Annotated in this window: 23 protein-coding genes and 1 riboswitch; of the genes, 13 read left to right on the forward strand and 10 right to left on the reverse strand. The window is 72.4% G+C overall.

Annotated elements, in window-relative coordinates; all coding sequences use genetic code 11:
- Window positions 1-39: 39 nt before the first annotated feature.
- Entirely contained in the window at window positions 40-1,221 is a 1,182-nt protein-coding gene (locus tag ACZ6RC_RS15705) for an 8-amino-7-oxononanoate synthase (RefSeq protein ID WP_469583078.1), read from the forward strand.
- A 169-nt stretch (window positions 1,222-1,390) separates the two neighbouring features.
- Window positions 1,391-1,843, forward strand: a complete 453-nt coding sequence (locus ACZ6RC_RS15710; protein WP_453619488.1) for an ATP-binding protein — start codon at window positions 1,391-1,393, stop codon at window positions 1,841-1,843.
- An 82-nt stretch (window positions 1,844-1,925) separates the two neighbouring features.
- On the opposite strand, the gene ACZ6RC_RS15715 is transcribed toward ACZ6RC_RS15710, so the two are convergent.
- Window positions 1,926-2,402, reverse strand: a complete 477-nt coding sequence (locus ACZ6RC_RS15715; protein ID WP_391138280.1) for a C40 family peptidase — start codon at window positions 2,400-2,402, stop codon at window positions 1,926-1,928.
- A 3-nt stretch (window positions 2,403-2,405) separates the two neighbouring features.
- A riboswitch (cyclic di-AMP (ydaO/yuaA leader) is annotated at window positions 2,406-2,578 on the reverse strand.
- 620 nt (window positions 2,579-3,198) lie between these two features.
- Window positions 3,199-4,188 (reverse strand): ABC transporter permease, encoded by a 990-nt coding sequence (locus ACZ6RC_RS15720; RefSeq protein WP_469583082.1) that lies wholly within the window; start codon window positions 4,186-4,188, stop codon window positions 3,199-3,201.
- Between the two features lie 106 nt (window positions 4,189-4,294).
- Between ACZ6RC_RS15720 and ACZ6RC_RS15725 the strand changes: the two genes are divergently transcribed.
- The 8 genes from ACZ6RC_RS15725 (at window position 4,295) to ACZ6RC_RS15760 (ending at window position 11,286) form a co-directional block, all read left to right on the forward strand.
- Entirely contained in the window at window positions 4,295-4,915 is a 621-nt protein-coding gene (locus ACZ6RC_RS15725; RefSeq protein WP_469583086.1) for a TetR/AcrR family transcriptional regulator, read from the forward strand.
- Window positions 4,916-5,055: 140 nt separating this feature from the next.
- Entirely contained in the window at window positions 5,056-5,358 is a 303-nt protein-coding gene (locus ACZ6RC_RS15730; protein ID WP_391138270.1) for an urease subunit gamma, read from the forward strand.
- Window positions 5,359-5,374: 16 nt separating this feature from the next.
- Entirely contained in the window at window positions 5,375-5,704 is a 330-nt protein-coding gene (locus tag ACZ6RC_RS15735) for an urease subunit beta (RefSeq protein WP_469583090.1), read from the forward strand.
- Entirely contained in the window at window positions 5,697-7,418 is a 1,722-nt protein-coding gene (locus tag ACZ6RC_RS15740) for an urease subunit alpha (RefSeq protein WP_469583093.1), read from the forward strand. The genes ACZ6RC_RS15735 and ACZ6RC_RS15740 overlap by 8 nt, the downstream gene beginning before the upstream one ends.
- Before the next feature lie 16 nt (window positions 7,419-7,434).
- On the forward strand, window positions 7,435-8,097 hold the full coding sequence (locus tag ACZ6RC_RS15745) for an urease accessory protein UreF (RefSeq protein WP_469583096.1): 663 nt from the start codon (window positions 7,435-7,437) through the stop codon (window positions 8,095-8,097).
- Window positions 8,098-8,124: 27 nt separating this feature from the next.
- Complete coding sequence (gene ureG / locus ACZ6RC_RS15750) at window positions 8,125-8,811, forward strand: urease accessory protein UreG (protein ID WP_469583099.1); 687 nt, start codon at window positions 8,125-8,127, stop codon at window positions 8,809-8,811.
- Entirely contained in the window at window positions 8,808-9,551 is a 744-nt protein-coding gene (locus tag ACZ6RC_RS15755; protein WP_469583102.1) for an urease accessory protein UreD, read from the forward strand. The genes ureG and ACZ6RC_RS15755 overlap by 4 nt, the downstream gene beginning before the upstream one ends.
- A 199-nt stretch (window positions 9,552-9,750) precedes the next feature.
- Window positions 9,751-11,286, forward strand: a complete 1,536-nt coding sequence (locus ACZ6RC_RS15760; protein ID WP_469584301.1) for an alpha/beta hydrolase — start codon at window positions 9,751-9,753, stop codon at window positions 11,284-11,286.
- 61 nt (window positions 11,287-11,347) lie between these two features.
- Here the strand turns inward: ACZ6RC_RS15760 and ACZ6RC_RS15765 are convergent, their stop codons facing one another.
- Window positions 11,348-12,385, reverse strand: coding sequence for an NAD-dependent epimerase/dehydratase family protein (locus ACZ6RC_RS15765; protein WP_469583104.1), 1,038 nt, complete (start codon window positions 12,383-12,385; stop codon window positions 11,348-11,350).
- Window positions 12,386-12,449: 64 nt separating this feature from the next.
- Complete coding sequence (locus ACZ6RC_RS15770) at window positions 12,450-13,172, reverse strand: lysophospholipid acyltransferase family protein (RefSeq protein WP_391138249.1); 723 nt, start codon at window positions 13,170-13,172, stop codon at window positions 12,450-12,452.
- A gap of 84 nt (window positions 13,173-13,256) precedes the next feature.
- On the opposite strand from ACZ6RC_RS15770, the gene ACZ6RC_RS15775 reads away from it, so the two are divergent.
- A complete protein-coding gene (locus ACZ6RC_RS15775; RefSeq protein ID WP_391138246.1) occupies window positions 13,257-14,255 on the forward strand; it encodes a DUF3048 domain-containing protein in 999 nt (332 codons plus the stop codon).
- Between the two features lie 49 nt (window positions 14,256-14,304).
- On the opposite strand, the gene ACZ6RC_RS15780 is transcribed toward ACZ6RC_RS15775, so the two are convergent.
- From ACZ6RC_RS15780 to ACZ6RC_RS15800, 5 genes are all read right to left on the reverse strand, one after another.
- Entirely contained in the window at window positions 14,305-14,520 is a 216-nt protein-coding gene (locus ACZ6RC_RS15780) for a hypothetical protein (protein ID WP_453619545.1), read from the reverse strand.
- Between the two features lie 79 nt (window positions 14,521-14,599).
- A complete protein-coding gene (locus ACZ6RC_RS15785; RefSeq protein ID WP_453619502.1) occupies window positions 14,600-15,550 on the reverse strand; it encodes a cytochrome c oxidase assembly protein in 951 nt (316 codons plus the stop codon).
- Window positions 15,551-15,654: 104 nt separating this feature from the next.
- Window positions 15,655-16,680: a 6-phosphofructokinase gene (locus tag ACZ6RC_RS15790; RefSeq protein WP_391138240.1), complete on the reverse strand. Its 1,026-nt coding sequence runs from the start codon at window positions 16,678-16,680 to the stop codon at window positions 15,655-15,657.
- A 178-nt stretch (window positions 16,681-16,858) separates the two neighbouring features.
- On the reverse strand, window positions 16,859-17,587 hold the full coding sequence (locus ACZ6RC_RS15795; protein ID WP_391138237.1) for a type 1 glutamine amidotransferase: 729 nt from the start codon (window positions 17,585-17,587) through the stop codon (window positions 16,859-16,861).
- 19 nt (window positions 17,588-17,606) lie between these two features.
- Entirely contained in the window at window positions 17,607-18,854 is a 1,248-nt protein-coding gene (locus ACZ6RC_RS15800; RefSeq protein ID WP_391138234.1) for a Mur ligase family protein, read from the reverse strand.
- Between the two features lie 126 nt (window positions 18,855-18,980).
- On the opposite strand from ACZ6RC_RS15800, the gene def reads away from it, so the two are divergent.
- Window positions 18,981-19,538: a peptide deformylase gene (def, locus tag ACZ6RC_RS15805; protein ID WP_469583112.1), complete on the forward strand. Its 558-nt coding sequence runs from the start codon at window positions 18,981-18,983 to the stop codon at window positions 19,536-19,538.
- A gap of 87 nt (window positions 19,539-19,625) precedes the next feature.
- On the opposite strand, the gene ACZ6RC_RS15810 is transcribed toward def, so the two are convergent.
- Window positions 19,626-20,273, reverse strand: coding sequence for a TetR/AcrR family transcriptional regulator (locus ACZ6RC_RS15810; RefSeq protein ID WP_391138228.1), 648 nt, complete (start codon window positions 20,271-20,273; stop codon window positions 19,626-19,628).
- Window positions 20,274-20,436: 163 nt separating this feature from the next.
- Here ACZ6RC_RS15810 and ACZ6RC_RS15815 point away from each other — a divergent pair, with 163 nt between their 5' ends.
- Window positions 20,437-21,666: an acyl-CoA dehydrogenase family protein gene (locus ACZ6RC_RS15815; protein ID WP_453619505.1), complete on the forward strand. Its 1,230-nt coding sequence runs from the start codon at window positions 20,437-20,439 to the stop codon at window positions 21,664-21,666.
- The last annotated feature ends 139 nt before the right edge of the window (window positions 21,667-21,805 follow it).

Here is a 21,805-nt window from a genome sequence, read left to right on the forward strand (position 1 = left end):
GGTTAGGGTCTGTGCGCTGCCTACAAAAGGATCTGGCCCATGCACCGGGACGCGCACACGCCGGACGAGGACCCGCGCCGGACTCCGTTCGACTGGACGGACACGGAGGCGCGCCGCCGCGCGGAGGCCGGTCTCGTGCGGACGCTGCGGCCGCGCGCCGCCGAGGCGGAGCCGCTCGACCTGGCGGGCAACGACTACCTCGGCCTGACCCGGCGCCCCGAGATCACCGAGGCCGCCGCCGAGGCCGCACGGCGCTGGGGCGCGGGCGCGACCGGCTCGCGCCTGGTCACCGGGACCACCCGGCTGCACACCACGCTCGAACGCGCACTCGCCGACTTCTGCGGTTTCGAGGCGGCCCTCGTCTTCTCCTCCGGCTACGCCGCCAACCTGGCCGCGCTGACCGCGCTCACCGCCCGGGACTCGCTGATCGTCTCCGACGCCGCGAACCACGCCTCGATCGTGGACGGCTGCCGCCTCTCCCGTGCCGAGACGGCCGTGGTCCCGCACGCCGACCCCGACTCCGTGCGCAAGACCCTCCAGGCCCATGACGGCCGCCGGGCCCTCGTGGTGACCGACTCGGTCTTCTCGGTGGACGGTGACCGGGCGCCGCTGCCCGAACTCGCCGCCGCCTGCCGCGCCCACGGCGCCGCGCTCGTCGTCGACGACGCCCACGGTCTGGGCGTGCTCGGTGCGGGAGGCCGCGGCGCGCTCCACGCCGCCGGACTGGCGGGTGACCCGGACGTGGTCGCCACCCTGACCCTGTCCAAGTCCCTCGGCAGCCAGGGCGGTGCCGTCCTCGGGCCCGCCCGGGTCATCGAGCACCTGGTCAACGCGGCCCGGACGTTCATCTTCGACACGGGCCTCGCCCCGGCCGCCGTGGGCGCCGCCCTCGCGAGCCTGCGCCTGATCCAGGGCGATCCCGCTCTCGCGGAGCGGGCGAGGACGGTCGCCACGACCTTGCACCGTCTGCTCACCGACGCCGGCCTGACCGCCGCACGCCCGGACGCGGCCGTGGTCTCGGTGCGGGCCCCGTCACCGGAGGCGGCGCTGCGATGGGCGGCGGACTGCCGCGAGGAGGGCCTGGCGGTGGGCTGTTTCCGGCCGCCGTCGGTGCCGGACGGCATCTCCCGGCTGCGGCTCACGGCGCGCGCGGATCTGGGTGACGACCGGATCGCCCAGGCGGTGGACACCATCGTCAGGACGGCCCCGCGCGCGGTGTAGGCCGTGCCCGGGCCGTCCCCGGCGGCCCCGCGACACGCCCGAGTTCACCGCTTCGGGGGACTGATATCTGCATATCTTGGGCGATCGGCCCCTATGGCGGCACGATCGGTGGCACGCTGACGCGACGTGCAGTCCGGGGCGTGCCCCCGGTGGGAAGGACAGCGTCGCCATGGCAGACCATCAGGAAGCATCCGTCACGCTGCCGAGCGATCCCGCCTCGGTGTCCGCCGCCCGCAGATACGTGGACGACGTCCTCCGGGAGTGGGGGCTCGAGGACGACAGCGACACCGGCGACACGGTCCGGCTGATCGTCTCGGAGCTGGCCACCAACGCCGTCCAGCACACCTTCGGGCAGTCGCCCACCTTCACCGTCGACGTCCGGCTGGAGCGCGAGGAGCGGTTGTACGTCGGGGTCACCGACAGCCACCCGCGCTGGCCGCGAAGACTCCCGGCCGCGGTCCAGCAGGACAACGGCCGGGGGATGGTGATCATCCGTTTCCTCGCGGCGGAGGCGGGTGGCCGGCTCTCGGTCACTCCGACCGACGAGGGCGGCAAGACGGTCTGGATCGACCTGCCCTGGGCGCTCCGGCGCCCGGTCTCGGCGCCGCTCGCGGGGACCTGACCGGGCGTCGGGCCGCGGCCCCCGGCTCCGCGGCCGGCGGGGCGCCCTCAGCCGGTCTCCGGCAGCGCGGTCGGACGACCCGTCAGCGGACCCTGCCGTAGTAGATCTTCGAGGACCAGATCTTGTCGAGCTTGACCCAGGAGCCGGTCTTGGGGGAGTGCCAGATCCTGTTCTGACCGGCGTAGATGCCCACGTGGTAGACCCTTCCCCCGGAGTGGAAGAAGACCAGGTCTCCGTGCTTCCTGCTGGAGGCGGAGATGTGCTTGGTCTTGTTGTACTGCTGCTGCGCCGTACGGGGCAGTGACTTGCCCGCCTTCTTGTACGAGTAGACCGTGAGCCCCGAGCAGTCGAACCGGCTGGGTCCGGACGCGCCGTACTTGTAGGGCGCTCCCTTCTTGGAGGCGGCGACGCTCAGGGCCTTGTTGGCGTGTGAGGTCGCGGCCTGGGCCTCTGGTGCGGCACCTGGTGCCAGCAGCGTGCCGCCGACGGCGGCGAGGGTGAGAGCCGAGACGGCTCCGGCCCGGGACAGCAGGGACGGGACATGAATCTGCGCGGTCATGCGCAACCCTTCGTCAGCCGCCTGTGAAGGATGACCTGTCGGGTTCGGGCAGGCGAAGATGCCCGGCCGCGGCTGCGGCTTCACCCCGAGGAACGGCCCACGTGCCCGGTCGTCCCGTGTTGCTCGGGTCCTCCACTCCTGCCGATCCACCTCTGTCGACCAGACGTCCGGGACAGCGGCAGGACTCGGCGTCCGCCCGGACCGCCCCGCCGTGGTGGCGGGGGCTTGTCGTCGTCACGGATCTTGACCCACATCCGGGGTGAAATCCGAGTTGAAACGGCGATATGTGAGGCTCCTCACGACTGACCCGTTCGGGTGGACAAGAAGGTTTCGTGATCTTCAGAGGTTTGCCCAAGGGGCCCCGCACCAGGGGTGGAACGCCTGATTCAGCCAGATGTGTACACCTGCCGTGCAACCCGCCCCGGTCATATGTGGATTCGTCGACTACGCCGAACGGGGGAGGGATTCTGCGCACCTCGTGGGCCGAGTGGACCTCGACACGACACGCGGGAATGTCAACTCGCCGGAGTCCTCGGAAGAGTGACCCGTTCCGCCCGCCGCTCGCCGTCCGAACGGTGACCCGTTCCGCCCGCCCCTCGCCGTCCAGCACGCGCAGCGCACAGGCCGGCGGGTCGGCGTGCACCTCGCTCTCGCCCGCAGGGGGAGCCGATCTGCAGCGAGATGCCCCTCGCGCCGGCCCCTTGGAACCGAGCCGCGTGCCCGCCCCTGCGCGCACGCGAAAGCCGCGTGCCCCCGTCCGCTACAGCGGGGGCACGCGGCCGTTTTCGTGGGGGCGTCAGCCCACCGGGGCCGGCTGCGGCGCCGGAGTGGTCTCCGGCTCGGTGGCCGGCCGGGTGCGGCGGCCGCCCAGGGCGACCGCGGCGAGGCCCAGCGCTGCCCAGACGCCGAGCACCAGGAGCGGTGAGCCCGCGCCCGCGCCGTCGAAGAAGGCGACCGACCGCAGCGCCGATCCGCCGGCGCCCGGCGGCAGCAGCTGACCGAGCGCCCCGGCGGGCGCCGGCAGCAGTTCGGGCGCGCTGGCCGCACCGGAGAACGGGTTGCCGAGCAGCACCATCAGCAGCGCCCCGAGGCCCAGGCCCGGCTTGCCGAAGAGGGACGCGAGTCCGGCGAGCGTCGCGCCGATGGCGAGCACCGTCAGTCCGAGGACCCCCGCCTCGGCCCACCAGCTCCCGGTGAGCGCGCCCAGCCAGCTGTGGGCGAGCGTGGCCCCGACGATCCCGGCGAGTGCCGCCGCGCCGGCAAGGGCCAGGACCGCCCGCCCGCGGCGCAGGCCCAGGACCGTGGTGACGACGCCCGAGGCCGCTCCGGCCAGGATGAGGGGGAACAGGCTCGAGCCGAACGCGCTGCCGCGCGGGTCGTCGGCCGGGGTGGGGACGACGTCGGTCACCTGGACGGGCGCGCCGGCGGGGAGCTGCGCGGTGACCGCCTCGCGCAGGAGCCCCGCGACGACCGGGCTCGCGGCGGACGCGGTCAGCAGCCGGGGCCCTTGCGGGGTCACGACCACCGCGCCGTATACGACCCGGTCCTCGATCGCCCTACGGGCGGCCTCCTCGGAGTCGTAACGGTGGACCTCGAAGGCGCCGTCGTGCTCGGCGAGGCGCTGTTCCAGCGGGGCGGTGGCGGTGGCGGGGCCGGCGACGCCGAGCGGCAGGTCGCGCGGGGCGAGGCGCGCGGCCGGCCAGGCGAAGGCCCACAGGGCCAGGGCCGCGACGACCGGGATCAGCACCATCACCGCGACGGTCTTGCGGGTGCCGGTGGCAGACATGGCGACTTCCGTTCAAAGAGAAGGATCGTTCGTTTTAGGCTCTGAGCCCACTGTCCCTCCGGCGTGGCCGCTTGTCAAGAATGAATGTTCGTTTTAAATTCGGACCATGGCCCGCGTCTCTCAGGAACACCTCGACGCCCGCCGCCGTCAGATCCTCGACGGCGCCGCGCGCTGCTTCGCCCGCAACGGCTTCCACGCCACCTCCATGCAGGACGTCCTCAGTGAGGTGGGCCTCTCGGCCGGTGCCGTCTACCGCTACTTCCGCGGCAAGGAGGAGCTGATCGCCGCCATCGCGTCGGAGGCGTTCGACGGCATCCGCGGCGCGTTCGAGGAGGCGTCGCTGACCGTGCCGCCGCCCACCCCCGACGTCCTCCTCGGCCGGGTCCTGCGGATCTTCCTGGAGGAGCGCGTCGCGGGAGCGGACCGCCAGGCCTTCGCGCGGCTGATCATCCAAGTCTGGTCCGAGACGCTGCGCGACGAACGGCTCTACGCGACCCTTTCCGAGGGCTACCACGGCATGCGCCAGGCCTGGGCGCTGCTGGTCGAGGCCTACCGCGCCAACGGCCTCATGGCGGCGGACGTCCCCGCCGACCACGTGGCCCGCACCCTCATCGCCACCGCCCAGGGCTTCATCGCCCAGCAGGCACTCTTCGGCGACGTGGAGGTCGGGGTCCTGGAGGACGGGCTGCGCGGACTGATGTCCATGGAGACGCAAAGCCCGAGTTAACGCGTCGGAAAAACTTCCGCCCTAACGTGCAATGTCTGACCCGGCAGCGCATCACCGCAGCTCAACAGAGTGTTGAAGATCGGTAAGGTCCGCTGCTGTCCGGGAGGGAACCGCCCGGTGGACGACTGTGAGGTGGAAGCGTGCAACTGACCCCGCACGAACAGGAACGACTGCTCATCCATGTGGCGGCGGACGTGGCCGAGAAGCGCAGAGCGCGCGGAGTGAGACTCAACCACCCCGAAGCGGTCGCCCTGATCACCTCGCACCTCCTTGAAGGCGCGCGCGACGGCCGAACGGTCGCCGAACTCATGGCTTCCGGACGGAAGGTGCTCACCCGCGACGACGTGATGGCCGGCATCCCGGAGATGATCCACGACGTCCAGGTCGAGGCCACCTTCCCGGACGGCACCAAACTCGTCACCGTCCACGACCCGATCGTGTGACCGGGGAGCGCCGCCGATGACCCCCGGAGAGATCCTGTACGCGGAGGGGGCAGTCGTCCTCAACGCAGGGCGCCCCGTCACCCGCCTCACCGTCCTCAACGCCGCCGACCGGCCCGTCCAGGTCGGTTCCCACTACCACTTCGCCGAGGCCAACCCCGGCCTCGACTTCGACCGCGCCGCCGCGCGCGGACAGCGGCTCCACATCGCCGCCGGCACCGCCGTGCGCTTCGAGCCCGGCATCCCCGTCGAGGTCGAACTCGTCCCGCTCGCGGGCCGCCGGGTCGTCCCCGGGCTGCGCGGCGAGACGGCCGGCCCGCTCGACCCGAAGGGCGCCGACCATGCCTGAGCTCCACCGCGCCGTCTACGCCGACCTGTTCGGCCCCACCACCGGCGACCGGATCCGGCTCGCCGACACCGACCTGCTGGTCGAGATCGAGGAGGACCGCTCCGGAGGCCCGGGCCGCGCGGGCGACGAAGCCGTGTTCGGCGGCGGCAAGGTCATCCGCGAGTCGATGGGGCAGGCCCGGACCACCCGCGCCGAAGGCGCGCCCGACACCGTCATCACCGGCGCGGTCGTCATCGACCACTGGGGCGTGGTCAAGGCCGACATCGGCATCCGCGACGGCCGGATCACCGGCATCGGCAAGGCCGGCAACCCCGACACCATGGACGGGGTCCACCCCGATCTCGTCATCGGCCCCGAGACCGAGATCATCGCCGGCAACGGGAAGATCCTCACGGCCGGCGCCGTCGACGCCCACGTCCACTTCATCTCGCCCACCCTCGTCGACCAGGCGCTCTCCTCCGGCATCACGACCCTCGTCGGCGGCGGCACGGGCCCGGCCGAGGGGACCAAGGCCACCACCATCACCCCCGGCCCCTGGCACCTCGCCCGGATGTTCGAGGCGCTCGACACCTTCCCGGTCAACATCGGACTGCTCGGCAAGGGCAACACCATGTCGCGGGAGGCCATGCACTCCCAACTCCGCGGCGGAGCGCTCGGGTTCAAGATCCACGAGGACTGGGGGGCGACCCCGGCCGTCATCGATGCCTGTCTGAGCGTCTGCGACGAGACCGGCGCCCAGCTCGCCATCCACACCGACACCCTGAACGAAGCCGGCTTCGTCGGCGACACGCTCGCCGCCATCGCGGGCCGCACCATCCACGCGTACCACACCGAGGGCGCGGGCGGCGGCCACGCGCCCGACATCATCAGCGTCGTCTCCGAGCCGTACGTCCTGCCCAGTTCCACCAACCCCACCCGGCCCCACACCCTCAACACCGTCGAGGAACACCTCGACATGCTGATGGTCTGCCACCACCTCAACCCCGCCGTCCCCGAGGACCTCGCCTTCGCCGAGTCCCGCATCCGGCCCTCCACCATCGCCGCCGAGGACGTGCTGCACGACCTCGGCGCCATCTCGATCATCTCCTCCGACTCCCAGGCCATGGGCCGCATCGGAGAGGTCGTCCTGCGCACCTGGCAGACCGCGCACGTGATGAAGAAGCGTCGCGGCGCCCTGCCCGGCGACGGCCGCGCCGACAACCACCGGGTCCGTCGCTATGTCGCCAAGTACACGATCAATCCCGCCGTCGCCCAGGGCATGGACCACCTCATCGGCTCGGTCGAGACCGGCAAACTCGCCGACCTCGTCCTCTGGGACCCCGCGTTCTTCGGCGTGAAGCCCCAGACGGTCCTCAAGGGCGGCCAGATCGCGTACGCGCAGATGGGCGACGCCAACGCCTCCATCCCCACCCCCCAGCCGATCCTGCCCCGCCCGATGTTCGGCGCGCTCGGCAAGGCGGCCGCCGCCGGATCGGTCAACTTCGCCGCACCCGCCGCCCTCGAGGACGACCTGCCCCGACGGCTCGGCGTCCACAAGGAGTTCGTCCCCATCGGCAGCACCCGCCGGGTCACCAAGGCCGACATGCGGGAGAACGACGCCCTGCCCCGCGTCGAGGTCGACGCCGACACCTTCACGGTCACCATCGACGGAGAGCCGGTCGAACCCGCGTCCACCGCCGAACTCCCCATGGCCCAGCGCTACTTCCTCTTCTGACGAGTCACGAGAACCGATGAACCGCTCCGCACTCCTCGTGCTCGCCGACGGGCGCTTCCCCGCCGGCGGGCACGCCCACTCCGGCGGCGCCGAGGCCGCCGTCAAGGCCGGCCGGATCACCGACGCCGCCGGCCTCGCCGCGTTCTGCCGAGGCCGGCTGCACACCACCGGCCTCACCGCGGCGGCCCTCGCCGCCGCGGCCGCGCTCGGACACGACCCGCACGCCCTCGACGCCGCCGCCGACGCCCGCACCCCCTCGCCCGCGCTCCGGGCCGCCGCCCGCAAGCTCGGCCGGCAGATGATGCGGGCGGCACGCGCCACCTGGCCCTGCGCCGAACTCGACGCGCTGGCCGCCGCGTTCCCACGCGGCGCCCACCAGCCCGTCGTCCTCGGCACCACCGCCCGCGCCGCCGGCCTCGGCCCCGAGGACGCCGCGCACTGCGTCGCGTACGAGACGGTCAGCGGCCCCGCCACCGCCGTCGTACGCCTCCTCGGCCTCGACCCCTTCCAGGCCACCGCCGTCCTCGCCCGCCTCGCCCCCGACCTGGACCGGGTCGCCGAGCGGGCCGTGGCCGCCGCCCACGAAGGCCCCGACGCCCTGCCCGCCGCCTCCGCGCCGCTGCTCGACATCACCGCCGAACAGCACGCCGCCTGGCCCGTCCGCCTCTTCGCCTCCTGACGACCGCTTCCTCACACCGGGAGAACCATGCACCTCGACCACTCGCACGCCGGCCCCTCCGCCGTCTCCGCCGACGCCCGCCGCCCCGACGGGACCCGGCGCGCCCTGCGCGTCGGACTCGGCGGCCCCGTCGGCTCCGGCAAGACCGCCACCGTCGCCGCGCTCTGCCGCGCCCTGCGCGACCGGCTCTCCATCGCCGTCGTCACCAACGACATCTACACCCGCGAGGACGCCGAGTTCCTGCTGCGCCACGCGGTCCTGCCCCCGGAGCGCATCCAGGCCGTCGAGACCGGCGCCTGCCCGCACACCGCCATCCGCGACGACATCTCCGCCAACCTCGAAGCCGTCGAGGAGCTGGAGGACACCGTCGGCCCCCTCGACCTCATCCTCGTCGAATCCGGCGGCGACAACCTCACCGCCACCTTCTCCAAGGGCCTCGTCGACGCCCAGATCTTCGTGATCGACGTGGCGGGCGGCGACGACATCCCGCGCAAGGGCGGACCCGGTGTCACCACCGCCGACCTGCTCGTCGTCAACAAGACCGACCTCGCCCCCTACGTCGGCTCCGACCTGGCCCGTATGGCCCGCGACGCCAAGGAGCAGCGTGGCGACCTGCCCGTCGCCTTCACCTCGCTCACCGGCCCCGAGGGCGTCGCCCCGGTGGCCGACTGGGTGCGCGAGCGGCTCGACGCGTGGACAGCGCGGGCCGCATGAGCCTGCGCTCCACCGCCCGGATCGTCGCCGAGGCGGGGGGCCGTCTGCCGCTCCTGGAGAGCCACGGCCCCTTCGCCCTGCGCCGCACCCGCGCCGCCGGCACCCACGCCAGGGTCACCGTCGTCGGCGCGATGAGCGCCCCGCTCGGCGGCGACCGGCTGGCGATCGAGGTCGACGTCCGCGACGGTGCCCGGCTCCTGGTCGACTCGGCCGCCGCGACCGTGGCGCTCCCCGGCCGGACCGCCGAACCCGCCTCGTACGACGTGCGGATCAGCGTCGGGGAAGGGGCCGTGCTGCACTGGCTCCCCGAGCAGCTGATCTCCGCCGCCGGCTCCGACCTGACGATGCGCACGACCGTCGAACTCGCCGCCACCGCACGCCTGGTGCTCCGCGAGGAGCAGATCCTCGGCCGCCACGGAGAGGAGCCCGGCACGCTCACCACCCGCCTCGCCGTCCGGATCGCCGGGCGCCCCCTGCTGGACCAGGAGCTGGCGTACGGCCCCGGCGCCCCCGGCGGATGGGACGGGGGAGCGGTCCTCGCCGGCCACCGGGCCACCGGACAACTCCTCGTCGTCGACCCCGCGTTCGCGGACGACCCGGTCCGTACGCGCCTGCTCGCCGACCACGCGGTCCTCGCCCCGCTCGCCGGCCCCGCCGCCCTGGTCACCGCCGTCGCCCCCGACGCGCTCCGGCTGCGCCGCACCCTGGACGACGTCCTCCGCGCCCTCGCCCCGCTCTGACCGACAGGGACCCGCCGGCACCGCCCGGCGGAACCCGGCCACCGGTTATGCGTTCGGCAAAGAATCCGCAGTACGCCCTTTCGTCGCGCGCCCCCCTGACGAAAGGATCTCCGGACAGACCACCACCCACAGGGGGAGAGACCACGTGAGAAGCGCCACCGCGCTCGTCTCCGCCGGCACGCTCATAGCCGGCACGCTCATGGCGGGCGCGCTCGCCGCCCCGGCGGCCGCCGCCGACACCGGCCGCCCCGCCGCGCACCGGCCGTCCCCGGAGGCCCACGGCGTCGCCGTCGCCGCCGACCGGGCCGCGAAACGGGGCATCGACTGGCAGGACTGCCCCGCAGACTGGGGCTTGGAGAAGCCCATCACCTGCGGCTGGGTCGCCGTCCCGGTCGACTACGCCAAGCCGTACGGCAAGCAGATCAAGCTCGCCGTCGACCGCATCGGCGCCACCGGCACCGCCGCCGAGCGCCAGGGCGCGCTCCTCTACAACCCCGGCGGCCCCGGCGGCTCCGGTCTGCGCTTCCCGCGCCGCGTCACCACCAAGAGCGCCATCTGGGCGGGCGCGGCCAAGGCGTACGACTTCGTCGGCTTCGACCCCCGTGGCGTCGGCCGCTCCGCCCCCATCTCCTGCGTCGACCCGACCGAGTTCGTCAAGGGACCCAAGCCCGACCCGGTCCCGGACAGCGAGGCCGACAAGCGGGCACAGCGCAAGCTCGCCGCGGAGTACGCCGCCGGCTGCGCGGAGAGGAGCGGCGACCTGCTGCCCCACCTCCACACCCGCAACACCGCCCGCGACCTCGACGTCATCCGCGCCGCGCTCGGCGAGCGGAAGCTGAACTTCGTCGGCGTCTCCTACGGCACTTACCTGGGCGCGGTCTACGGCACCCTCTTCCCGACCCACGTCCGCCGCATGGTCCTCGACAGCGTCGTCGACCCCTCCACCCGGAAGATCTGGTACCAGGTCAACCTCGACCAGGACGTCGCCTTCGAAGGCCGGCTCGTCGACTGGATGACCTGGGTCGCCCGCCACGACGCCACCTACCACCTCGGGGACACCTATACCGAGGTCCGCGGGCAGTGGAACACCCTGCGCGCCGCCGCCAAGAAGAACCCCCTCGGCGGGAAGGTCGGCCCGGCCGAACTCATCGGCTTCTTCCAGAACGCGCCCTACTACGACTCCATGTGGGCCCCGGTCGCCGAGGCGTGGAGCGCCTACGCCGCCGGAGACCCGCAGCCGCTGATCGACGCGGCCGCCGCGGACCTCACCGACACGGCCGGCAACATCGCCGCCGAGAACGGCAACGCCGTCTACACCGCCGTCGAGTGCGCCGACGCCCCCTGGCCGACCAGCTGGCGGACCTGGGACCGCGACAACACCCGCCTGCACGCGAAGTACCCGTTCATGACCTGGTCCAACGCCTGGATGAACCTGCCCTGCGCCACCTGGTCCGGCCCCCGCCAGCGCCCCACCGAGGTCCGTACCGGCAAGGGTCTGCCGCCGGTCCTCATCACGCAGGCCGAGCGCGACGCCGCCACCCCGTACGCCGGGGCGGTCTCGCTGCACAAGCGGTTCAAGGGCTCCCGGCTGATCACCGAGAAGGACGCCGGCTCCCACGGCATCACCAACCTGGTCAACCCCTGCCTCAACACCCGGGTCGAGGCCTATCTGCTGACCGGAGCGCTGGACCGGGCGGACGTGACCTGCGCCCCGCACGCCACGCCCCAGCCCTGAGGAGTGGCTTCGGCCGCTCCGTGACGGGGGAGGGGCGGCCGCCGGCGCGGCCGCCCCTCGCTCATGCCCGGGCGGCGAGCCAGGCGTCCTCCGCCGCGTAGTCGAACCAGTCCACCTGGTACTTCGCCAGACCAGGGAACGTCTCCCGCCAGTCCCGGCCCGCCACCCGGTCGGCCAGCCACCCGACCGTCGCCGGCAGCGAATCCGCGTACGACACCACCGGGCGGTACCCCAACTCCCGCTCCGCCGCCGTCATGTCGAACACGATCGGCTGCCCGCCCCCGGTCCACGGCGTGAGCCCGACCGTGCCCTCCGGCGGCCCGTCGAAGCACACCGTCTCGCTCTCGGCCCCCATCACCGCATCGATCGCGGCACCGATCTCCGCCACCGTCGGGGCCTGCGGATCCGCGGCGTTGAGCACCCGGCTGCCCGGCCGCGCCGCCGCCAGCCGGATCAGCTCGGCGAGATTGTCCACGTGCACCGGATGGAACCGCGAGGAGCCGTCGTACGACAGGATCCGCACCGGCCGCCCGTCCGCCGCCCGCTTCACGAACCACAGCTCCCGCGGCCCCGGGCAGTACATCCCGTGGACGGCGCCCGCCCGCAGCAGCGTCGTCGGCAGCTCCCCGCCCGCCGCGAGCAACTCCCGCTCCAGCGCCACCTTCCGCGAGCTGTACGAGTGGTCGGCCGGCGCGACCGTCGCACAGCTCTCGGGAATCGGCAGCGGATAGACGGGGAAACCGCCCGGCTCGTCCTGGGTGTCGAAACTGCGCCCCTCCTCGTCCTCGTAGACGGCGCCGCTGGAGATCACCACCGCCGAGCCGATCCGGCCGGCGAGCCCCCGCAACTGCCGCCCGTGGCCGCGGTCGTAGGCGACGACGTCCACCAGCACGTCCACGCCGTCGCCGAGCGCCGAGGCGAGCGCCCCCTCCTCGTCCCGGTCGAACGCCACCGACCGGACCTCCGCCGGCCACCTCTCGTCCCGGCCGCCGCCGCGCGAGGCCGCCGTCACCTCCCAGCCGTCCGCGACGAGCGCCCGCACGGCCGCTCGTCCCACCTGTCCCGTCGCTCCGACCACCAACGCGTTCTTCGTCGTCATGGCGGCGACGCTACGGCGGGAACGACCGCCGTCCCAGCGTCTTTCGCCGTGCGCGGATCCGCCCTCAGCGTCCTCGGCGGGGGAACTTCCGCGCCGGCCGTGCGTTCTTCTCCTCCTCCGCCGCCTTCACCGCGGCCGCGTAGTCGTCCACGTACTCCTGGCCGGAGAGCGCCAGGATCTCGTACATGATCTCGTCGGTGACAGCACGGATCGCGGCCTTCTCGCCCTCCATCCCGGCATAGCGGGAGAAGTCCATCGGCGCCCCGAAGCGGATGGTGACCCGCTTGACCTTCGGCACGACCTTGCCGGGCGGCTGGATCTCGAAGGTGCCCACCATGGCGCACGGCACCACCGGCACCCCGGCGGTGATCGCCATCACCGCGACCCCGACCTTGCCCTTGTAGAGCCGGCCGTCATGCGAACGCGTCCCCTCGGGATAGATCCCCAGCAGCTCGCCCTTGGACAGCACCCCGAGCCCCTCGCGGATCGCCGCCTGCCCGGCCTGCTTGCCGGACCGGTCGACCGGGATCTGACCGGCGCTGCGGAAGAACGCCGCCGTCAGCCGCCCCTTGATCCCCGGCCCGGTGAAGTACTCCTGCTTGGCGAGGAACGTGATCCGGCGTTTGAGCACGACCGGCATCAGAAAGTGATCGGAGAACGACAGGTGGTTGCCGGCGATGATCGCCGCGCCCTCCTCCGGGACGTGTTCCAGCCCCTCGATGCGGGGCCGGAAGGCCAGCCGCAGCAGCGGACCCAGCAGAACGTACTTCAGTACGTGATAGAACACCGGCGGCCCCGTTTCGTAGTGGCAACGCTCATTTGTAACGACTCGCGCCATCGTGGTCCACACTGGAGACGGAGTGATGCACCGATGGCAGCCACGCGCCGACGCATACGTCCCGGCGCAGCCGTCACCGCCGTCCTGTGCGCGGTGATGACCGCCGGGTTGTACGGCTGCGCCGATTCCGGCCCCTCCGAGCCCGCCCCCTCCCGGACGCCCGCCACCTCCCCGGACGGCCGCTCGCCCTTCACCGGACTGCCCGCCCGGCCCGACGACCCGGTCCTCGCCGTGAAGATAGACAACGTCGGCCCGGCCCGGCCGCACACCGGCCTCGGCGCCGCCGACCTCGTCTACGTCGAGCAGGTGGAAGGCGGCCAGACCCGCCTCCTGGCCGTCTACTCCACACAGCTGCCCGACCGGGTGGGGCCGGTGCGCAGCGCCCGCGAGTCCGACATCGAGCTGCTCCGGCAGTTCGGCGCCCCCGCCCTCGCCTACTCCGGCTCGCACTCCGGCCTGAAACCGCCGCTCAGGGACGCCCCGCTCGACCTGCTGACACCGGAGACGGTCCCCGGCGCGTACGTCCGCGGAGCGGACAGGCCCGCTCCGCACAACCTCTACCTGCTGCCGGAGCGGGCCCTGGAAGCGGCGCCGGACGCCCAGCGCGCCGAGGACATCGGCCTCCGCTTCGGTCCCGCCCCGGCCGGCGGCGAGCCGGTGAACACGCACACCGCGCGCTTCCCGGCCGCCCGGTACACCTTCACGTGGTCCGCCGCCGACCAGGGCTGGCGGGTGGCGATGGACGGGACGCCGGCGCGCACCACCGACGGCGGCCCGCTCACGGCGACCAACGTGGTGGTGCAGCAGGTGAACGTCCGGGCGTCGACGTTCGAGGACTTCCTGGGCAGCGTCTCGCCGTACACCGAGACCGTCGGCAGCGGTTCCGCGCTCGTCCTGCGCGACGGACGCGGCCACGACGCCCGCTGGAGCCGCCCGGACGCGGCGTCCGGCACGGCGCTGACCACACCCGACGGGGCTCCGCTGAACCTCGCACCCGGCCGGACCTGGATCGTCCTCGTCCCGCGCGGCTGACCCGCTCACGCCCCCGGCCGGACTCGCCCGGACGCCGGAGCCGCACCGGTCAGGGCTGGGGGCCCGGCCTGCTCGCCCTTCCGCGCCCGCGCCCGCGGGCCGTGGGCGCGGCGCTGTCCGCCGCCGCCATGCCGATCGTGACCATACCGAGCACCACCCAGCAGAACCACAGCCAGCCACTGCTGCCGAGCGCCACGGTGTACGCCGTCGTCAGCACCAGGGCCGCGACGGTGATCACGCTCATCGCCTTCGTGGGACCGGACATATGTCCGCCCTCCTCATGACGGGGCCGTCCTGCTCATCGTGACCCCTGAAGCGCCCCCCGCGCTACTCCCGCGCGCCCTCTACTGCCCGCGGGTCTGCAGGGAGGCGAGGTACGCGTTGTACGCCTCCAGCTCCTTGTCGCCGTTCCGGTCGGCGGCCCGGTCCTTGCGCACGGCCTGCCGCTGCTCGGAGTGGTACCACTGGTACACCAGCGCGATCAGCACCAGCACCGACGGGATCTCGCTGAAGGCCCACGCGATGCCGCCCGCCGCGTTCTGGTCGGCGAGCGCGTCGATGCCCAGCGAGGCCGGCGGATCGGCGTACGCCTTGACCATCGGCTCGCTCGCCATCATCAGGGCGATGCCGAAGAAGGCGTGGAACGGCATGCCGGCGAAGAGCTCCAGCATCCGCATCACATAGCCGGGGCGGTGCGGGCCCGGGTCGACGCCCATGATCGGCCAGAAGAAGACCAGACCGACGGCGAGGAAGTGCACCATCATCGTGATGTGCCCGATCTTCGACCCCATCAGCGTGTCGAAGATCGGCGTGAAATAGAAGCCGTACAGGCTCGCGATGAAGAGCGGGATCGTGAACGCCGGGTGGGTGACGATCCGCATGTAGCGGCTGTGCAGCAGCATCAGCAGCAGCTCGCGCGGCCCCTTGCTGCCCCGCGCCGCGACCGGCAGCGCGCGCAGCGCCAGCGTCACCGGCGCGCCGAGCAGCAGCAGGATCGGCGAGAGCATGGAGACGACCATGTGCTGCACCATGTGCACGCTGAACATGACCATGCCGTAGTCGTTCAGCTTGGTGCACATCATCAGGGCCACGCTCAGCACGCCGGCCGTGAAGAACACCGTCCGGCTCACCGGCCAGTCGTCACCGCGCCGGCGCAGCCGCGCGACGCCCCAGCCGTACAGCGCGAGACCCACGAGGCAGGCGACGAGGAAGAACGGGTCCGCGGAGAACTCCAGCCCCCGTCCCAGCGTGAACGGCGGCAGATCCATGGAGGTGCCGTGCCCGCTGTGATCCATCTGTGTACTCCTGGAGCCCGATTCGCGCTTGTTGTCCGCACCAGACTAGAACCGCCCCCGTTCGCGGATGCGACCGGGGGCGGTTCGTCGGCGTGGGGCGGTGCTCAGAGCACGGTCTCTGCCTCGGCGTACCGGTCGGCCGGGACGGTCTTGAGGGTCTCCACGGCCTGGGCCAGCGGCACCATGTGGATGTCCGTGCCGCGCAGCGCGGTCAGCATGCCGAACTCGCCGCGGTGCGCCGCCTCCACCGCGTGCCAGCCGAAGCGGGTGGCGAGGACGCGGTCGTACGCGGTCGGCGTGCCGCCGCGCTGGACGTGACCGAGGATGACCGGCCGGGCCTCCTTGCCGAGGCGGCGCTCCAGCTCGACCGAGAGCTGGTTGGCGATGCCGGTGAAGCGCTCGTGCCCGTACTGGTCCTTGACGCCGACCTCGAAGCTCATCGAGCCCTCGCGCGGCTTGGCGCCCTCGGCGACGACCACGATCGCGAACCGCTTGCCCGCCTCGAAGCGCTCCCCGACCCGGGCGGTCAGCTCGTCGATGTCGAAGGGACGCTCGGGCACGACGATGGCGTGCGCGCCGGCGGCCATGCCGGAGTGGAGGGCGATCCAGCCGGTGTGGCGGCCCATGACCTCGACGATCAGCACCCGCTGGTGCGACTCGGCGGTGGTCTTCAGCCGGTCGAGGGCCTCGGTGGCCACGCCGACGGCGGTGTCGAAGCCGAAGGTGACGTCGGTCGAGGCGATGTCGTTGTCGATGGTCTTCGGGACGCCGACGATCGGCAGGCCGGCCTCGGAGAGGAGGTTGGCCGCCTTCAGCGTGCCCTCGCCGCCGATCGGGATGATCGCGTCGAGGCCCAGCTCGGCGACATGGCCGCGAGCGCGCTCGACGCCGTCGACCAGGTGCGCGGGCTGGACCCGGGAGGAGCCGAGGATCGTGCCGCCCCGGGCCAGGATGCCGCCCACCGCGTCGAGGTCCAGCTTGCGGTAGTCGGCCTCCAGGAGGCCCCTCCACCCGTCGTGGAAGCCGATGACCTCGTCGCCGTGGTCGACGACGGCGCGGTGCACGACGGAACGGATGACGGCGTTCAGACCGGGGCAGTCGCCACCGGAGGTGAGCACACCAATGCGCATAGCCCGAAATAACCTTTGCAACGTGGGCCGACATCCGGACCACGTCGTCCGGTTGGATCCCCGCCACCCTATCGGTGCAGGGAGGCGGGGCCGCACCCGCTGTCCACGGATTGGACAGCCTCTTTACTTACGGATCCTTTGGGCGTAGGCGTGCTCAGACGTGCGCTCGGCGCGGGGGTCAGGCGGGCTGCGTCGCGGCGGCGATCCGCTCCGCGCGGAGCGCCTCGTACCACCGGTCGTCGGTGGGCGGCAGCGCGTTCACGTCGAGGGCCAGCTTCAGCAGCAGGTCCGCGATCTGCGGGTTGCGGGCCATGACCGGGCCGTGCATGTACGTACCGAAGACGGTGTCGTTGTACGCGCCCTCGGTGCCGTCGCCCGTGCCGTTGCCCTTGCCGAAGACGGTCCGGGCGAAGGGGCGGGCCGTCGGGCCCAGGTGCGTGATGCCCTGGTGGTTCTCGAACCCGGTGAGCTGGGGGAGGTTGAGGCGGGGGTCGATGTCCGCGAGGACATCGCCGACGCACCGCTCGCCCTCGCCGCGGGTGGAGATGACGTCGATCAGCCCCAGGCCGGGCTCGCGCTCGCCGAGGTCGTTGATGAACTCATGGCCCAGGATCTGGTACCCGGCGCAGACCGAGAAGATGATCGCGCCGTTCGACGCCGCCCGGGACAGGCCGCCGTCGCGGCGCAGCCGCTCGGCCGCGAGGCGCTGCGGCCGGTCCTCGCCGCCGCCGATGAGGTAGATGTCGCCGGAGGTGGGCACCGGCTGGTCGCTGCGGACGTCGACGCGCTGGACGTCCAGACCGCGCTGGCGTGCGCGGCGCTCGACGACGAGGGCGTTGCCCTGGTCGCCGTAGGTGCTGAGCAGGTCCGGGTAGACCCAGACCAGGCGCAGGCTGCTGTCACTCATGCTGCAAGTCCTCTTCGGGTCAGTTGCCGACGCGGCGGCGGACGTCCTGGAACGCGGTGTAGTTGGCGATCAGCTCGATCTGTCCGGGCGGCGCCAGCTGGACGGCCTCGTCGATCGTCTCGCACACCCGGAAGTCCACGTTCGCGACCTCCAGGCGGACCGCGAGGTCGAGCTTGCGGTCGCCGATGACCATGATCGGGTGGCCGGCGAGCCGGCCGTAGTCCACGTCCCACAGCCAGGAGGTGTCCGTGCCGTCGGCGCCGCGGGCGTTGACGGAGAGGATCACCGGGGTCGGCGGCTGGTCGATGAGGGAAAACGTTTCGAGCCACCCGGCCGGATTCTTGGCGAGCAGCAGCCGCAGCTCGCGGCCCTGGAAGGTGACGACGTCGTAGCGGCCCGCCACGGCCTGCACCTGGTACATGCGCTCCAGGGCGACCTGCGGCGGCACGCCAAAGACGGCGGCGACGGCGGCCGAGGTGGCGGCGTTGGCCTTGTTGGCGCGGCCGGGCAGCTGGAGGTGGATCGGCCAGGCCGACCCGTGCGGGTCGAGCACGTGGTCGCCGTTGAGCGCCCAGCTCGGCGCGGGGCGGCGGAAACCGCACTCGCCGCAGAACCAGTCGTCGCCGGGACGCTGCATCACACCGCCGCAGGCGGGGCACGACCAGGCGTCGTCCTTCCACTCCTGGCCGGCGGCGACCCACACGACGTTGGGGGAGGAGGAGGCGGCCCACACGATCAGCGGGTCGTCGGCGTTGGCGATGACCACGGCCTTGGTACCGGACAGCCCCTCGCGCCACTTCTCGGCGAGCATCCGGGTCTCCGCGGCGCGGTCGAGCTGGTCGCGGGAGAGGTTGAGCAGCGCGATCGCCTTGGGGGTGGTGTCCCGGGCGACTCCGGCGAGGTACTTCTCGTCGACCTCGATGACGCCGTACTTGGCGTCCGAACCGCCGGCCAGCGCCGACGTGATGCCGGCGGGCATGTTGGCGCCCAGCGCGTTGGAGACGACGGGACCGCTGGCCCGCAGCGCCTCGGCGATCAGCCGGGTGGTGGTGGTCTTGCCGTTGGTCGCGGACACCAGGACGACGTCCAGATGCTGCGCGAGCCGACCCAGCAGGTCCGGGTCGAGCCTCAGCGCCACCTTGCCGCCGATCACCGATCCGCTGCCGCGTCCCGCCGCGCGCGACACCGCCGCCGCGGCCTTGCCCGCCGTCACGGCCAGCTTGGCGCGTGGCGACAGCGGCTCTGGATTACCGGGGTGTCCTGACATCTTCCTTGTTCCTCCTTGCGTCGGTCCGGGCTCAGCCTATCGAGATCAGGCCAGCGACCCGAACCGCGGCACCACCGGGACGCTTGCCGAAACAGCGAGGTCACAGCGGACCGTACCCTTACGTCCATGCGAAACCGGCCGATCCCCGGCAGTTCCGGCCACGTCCGAGGCATGAGCCTGCTGGGCGATCCGGTGCTGCACGCCCCCTGCGAACCCGTCACCGACTTCGGCCCCGAGCTGGGCCGACTGGTGGAGGACATGTTCGCCACGATGTACGCGGCCAACGGTGTGGGGCTCGCGGCCAACCAGGTGGGCGTCGGCCTGCGGGTCTTCGTGTACGACTGCCCCGACGACGACGAGGTCCGCCACCTGGGGCACCTGGTGAACCCGCGGCTGGTGGAGGCGGACGGGGACGTGATCCGGGGCTCCGAGGGGTGCCTCTCGCTGCCCGGCCTGGAGGCGCCGACCCCGCGCTTCGACCGCACGGTCGTCGAGGGCGTCCGGCTGGACGGCACCCCGGTCCGCGTGGAGGGGACGGGCTTCTTCGCCCGCTGCCTCCAGCACGAGTGCGATCACCTGGAGGGCGGGGTCTACGCCGACCATGTCACGGGGTGGCGGAGGTCACGCCTGCTGCGGGCGATCCGCAAGGAGCCGTGGGGCTCGGGCGTGGGGGCGCTGGGCTAGGTCGTTTCGTTTGGATCATGCCGGGCTCGTGGGCCCTGGGGCGGGTCCGGAGCAGGGCCCGGCGGGCGCCGCCCGGCGCCGGCGAGGTCAGAAGCCGGGGCCGCCCGTGCGGTCGCCCGCCTCCGCCAGCCGGCCCCACAGCAGGTCGGCCATGCAGCGCACCAACTCGACCCGGCTGCAGGGGCGCTCGCCGAGCCACCAGTCGCCCGCCGCGTGCATCATGCCGACGATGCCGTGTCCCCAGATCCGGGCCTGCGCCTCGCCGCCGGGGCCGAGGTCGATCCGTTCGGCGATGACCTGGCCCAGCTCCTCTCCCATGCGCCGCAGCACCGGCGCCGAGTGGCGCCCCACGTCGAAGCCCTGCTCGGCCTGCTGGGACTCCTCCGCCGGGTGCATGAGGAAGCGGTAGACCTGCGGCATCGCCTCGATCGAGGCGAGGTACGTGTCGAGGGTCGCCTCCACGCGTTCGCGCCGGCCGGCCGGCGCGTCGAGCGCCGCCCGCAGCGCCGCGAGCAGCGCGTCCGTGTGCCGGGTGGCCAGGGCGCGGTAGAGGCCGCCCTTGTCGCCGAAGTGGCGGTACAGGATCGGCTTGGTGATGCCGGCCTCCGCCGCGATCGCGTTCATCGAGGCCTTGGGGCCGTCCCGGAGCACCACCCGGTCCGCCGCCTCCAGCAGTTCACGGCGCCGCTGGTCGGCCGGCTTCTGCTGTTCGGTGGTCCGGTGTGTGGTCTCCATAGCGTGTCTCCCCGCCCGTGCGAATTCCGTGAGGCTGTCGCAACGTAACACCAGTTCGGCGCCTCGTGCGGCGCGGGCCGGACGGCTTCTGTGCAGGTTGACAGCGCCTACTTGCCGGTAACAGACTGCCGTTACCGCAAGTAACGTAGTGCTGGGAGGGAACATGGCCGAGTTCACGCTCGAACTCAACGACGACCAGAAGCAGGTCCGTGACTGGCTGCACGGATTCGCCCAGGACGTGATGCGCCCCGCCGCCGCCGAGTGGGACGAGCGTGAGGAGACCCCCTGGCCGATCATCCAGGAAGCCGCCAAAATCGGCATCTACTCGCTCGACTTCTACGCCCAGCAATTCTTCGACCCGACCGGACTCGGCATCCCGATGGCGATGGAAGAGCTCTTCTGGGGCGACGCCGGCATCGCCCTCTCCATCGTCGGCACCGGCCTCGCCGCCGTCGGCGTCCTCGCCAACGGCACCGAGGAACAGATCGGCACCTGGATCCCGCAGATGTACGGCGACGCCGACGACGTCAAAGTCGCCGCCTTCTGCTCCTCCGAACCCGACGCCGGCTCGGACGTCGCCTCCCTGCGCACCCGCGCCGTCTACGACCAAGCCAAAGACGAATGGGTCCTCAACGGCACCAAGACCTGGGCGACCAACGGCGGCATAGCCAACGTCCACGTCGTGGTGGCCGCCGTCGACCCCGCCCTCGGCTCCAAGGGCCACGCCTCCTTCATCGTGCCGCCCCACACCCCCGGCCTCTCACAGGGCCAGAAATTCCAGAAACACGGCATCCGCGCCTCCCACACCGCCGAAGTCGTCCTGGAAAACGTCCGCATCCCCGGCCACTGCCTCCTCGGCGGCAAGGAAAAGCTCGACGAACGCCTGGCCCGCGCCCGCGAAAAGGCCAAGGCCGGTGGCGGCGAAAGAGTCAAAAACGCCGCCATGGCCACCTTCGAAGCCTCCCGCCCCGCCGTCGGCGCCATGGCCGTCGGCACCGCACGCGCGGCCTACGAAGTCGCCCTGGACTACGCCAAAACCCGTGAGCAGTTCGGCCGCCCGATCATCGACAACCAGGGCATCGCCTTCCAACTCGCCGACATGCGCACCCAGATCGACGCCGCCCGGCTGCTCGTCTGGCGCGCCTCCTGGATGGCGACCGCCGGCAAACCCTTCACCTCCGCCGAAGGCTCCATGTCCAAGCTGTACGCCAGCGAGGTCGCCAAGAAGGTCACCGGCCAAGCCATCCAGATCCTCGGCGGCAACGGCTACACCCGCGAATACCCGGTCGAGCGCATGCACCGCGACGCCGCCATCTACACCATCTTCGAAGGCACCAGCGAGATCCAGCGCCTGGTCATCGCCCGCACCCTCTCCGGCATGCCGATCCGCTAGGCCGCCCCCTTTTCTGTGGGCTCGGTTCGCCTCCGGGGCGCTCTGTGCGGCTGTCGACAGTCGGACGTGCTCGGTCCCTCGTACCTCGGGACCTGCGCGCGACCTCCCTTTCGACAGCCGCGCGCCCCTTCGGCTCACT

Source organism: Streptomyces sp. NPDC048353, from assembly GCF_055587165.1.

Coding starts and splice junctions, on each gene's coding strand:
- ACZ6RC_RS15755 (WP_469583102.1), top strand. CDS start 8,808: ATGAGCCTGCGCTCCACCGCCCGGATCGTCGCCGAGGCGGGGGGCCGT.
- ACZ6RC_RS15710 (WP_453619488.1), top strand. CDS start 1,391: ATGGCAGACCATCAGGAAGCATCCGTCACGCTGCCGAGCGATCCCGCC.
- ACZ6RC_RS15705 (WP_469583078.1), top strand. CDS start 40: ATGCACCGGGACGCGCACACGCCGGACGAGGACCCGCGCCGGACTCCG.
- ACZ6RC_RS15720 (WP_469583082.1), bottom strand. CDS start 4,188: ATGTCTGCCACCGGCACCCGCAAGACCGTCGCGGTGATGGTGCTGATC.
- ACZ6RC_RS15810 (WP_391138228.1), bottom strand. CDS start 20,273: ATGGAGACCACACACCGGACCACCGAACAGCAGAAGCCGGCCGACCAG.
- ACZ6RC_RS15735 (WP_469583090.1), top strand. CDS start 5,375: ATGACCCCCGGAGAGATCCTGTACGCGGAGGGGGCAGTCGTCCTCAAC.
- ACZ6RC_RS15775 (WP_391138246.1), top strand. CDS start 13,257: ATGGCAGCCACGCGCCGACGCATACGTCCCGGCGCAGCCGTCACCGCC.
- ACZ6RC_RS15745 (WP_469583096.1), top strand. CDS start 7,435: ATGAACCGCTCCGCACTCCTCGTGCTCGCCGACGGGCGCTTCCCCGCC.
- ACZ6RC_RS15785 (WP_453619502.1), bottom strand. CDS start 15,550: ATGGATCACAGCGGGCACGGCACCTCCATGGATCTGCCGCCGTTCACG.
- ACZ6RC_RS15795 (WP_391138237.1), bottom strand. CDS start 17,587: ATGAGTGACAGCAGCCTGCGCCTGGTCTGGGTCTACCCGGACCTGCTC.
- ACZ6RC_RS15815 (WP_453619505.1), top strand. CDS start 20,437: ATGGCCGAGTTCACGCTCGAACTCAACGACGACCAGAAGCAGGTCCGT.
- ACZ6RC_RS15740 (WP_469583093.1), top strand. CDS start 5,697: ATGCCTGAGCTCCACCGCGCCGTCTACGCCGACCTGTTCGGCCCCACC.
- ACZ6RC_RS15765 (WP_469583104.1), bottom strand. CDS start 12,385: ATGACGACGAAGAACGCGTTGGTGGTCGGAGCGACGGGACAGGTGGGA.
- def (WP_469583112.1), top strand. CDS start 18,981: ATGCGAAACCGGCCGATCCCCGGCAGTTCCGGCCACGTCCGAGGCATG.
- ACZ6RC_RS15725 (WP_469583086.1), top strand. CDS start 4,295: ATGGCCCGCGTCTCTCAGGAACACCTCGACGCCCGCCGCCGTCAGATC.
- ACZ6RC_RS15760 (WP_469584301.1), top strand. CDS start 9,751: ATGGCGGGCGCGCTCGCCGCCCCGGCGGCCGCCGCCGACACCGGCCGC.
- ureG (WP_469583099.1), top strand. CDS start 8,125: ATGCACCTCGACCACTCGCACGCCGGCCCCTCCGCCGTCTCCGCCGAC.
- ACZ6RC_RS15800 (WP_391138234.1), bottom strand. CDS start 18,854: ATGTCAGGACACCCCGGTAATCCAGAGCCGCTGTCGCCACGCGCCAAG.
- ACZ6RC_RS15715 (WP_391138280.1), bottom strand. CDS start 2,402: ATGACCGCGCAGATTCATGTCCCGTCCCTGCTGTCCCGGGCCGGAGCC.
- ACZ6RC_RS15780 (WP_453619545.1), bottom strand. CDS start 14,520: ATGTCCGGTCCCACGAAGGCGATGAGCGTGATCACCGTCGCGGCCCTG.
- ACZ6RC_RS15790 (WP_391138240.1), bottom strand. CDS start 16,680: ATGCGCATTGGTGTGCTCACCTCCGGTGGCGACTGCCCCGGTCTGAAC.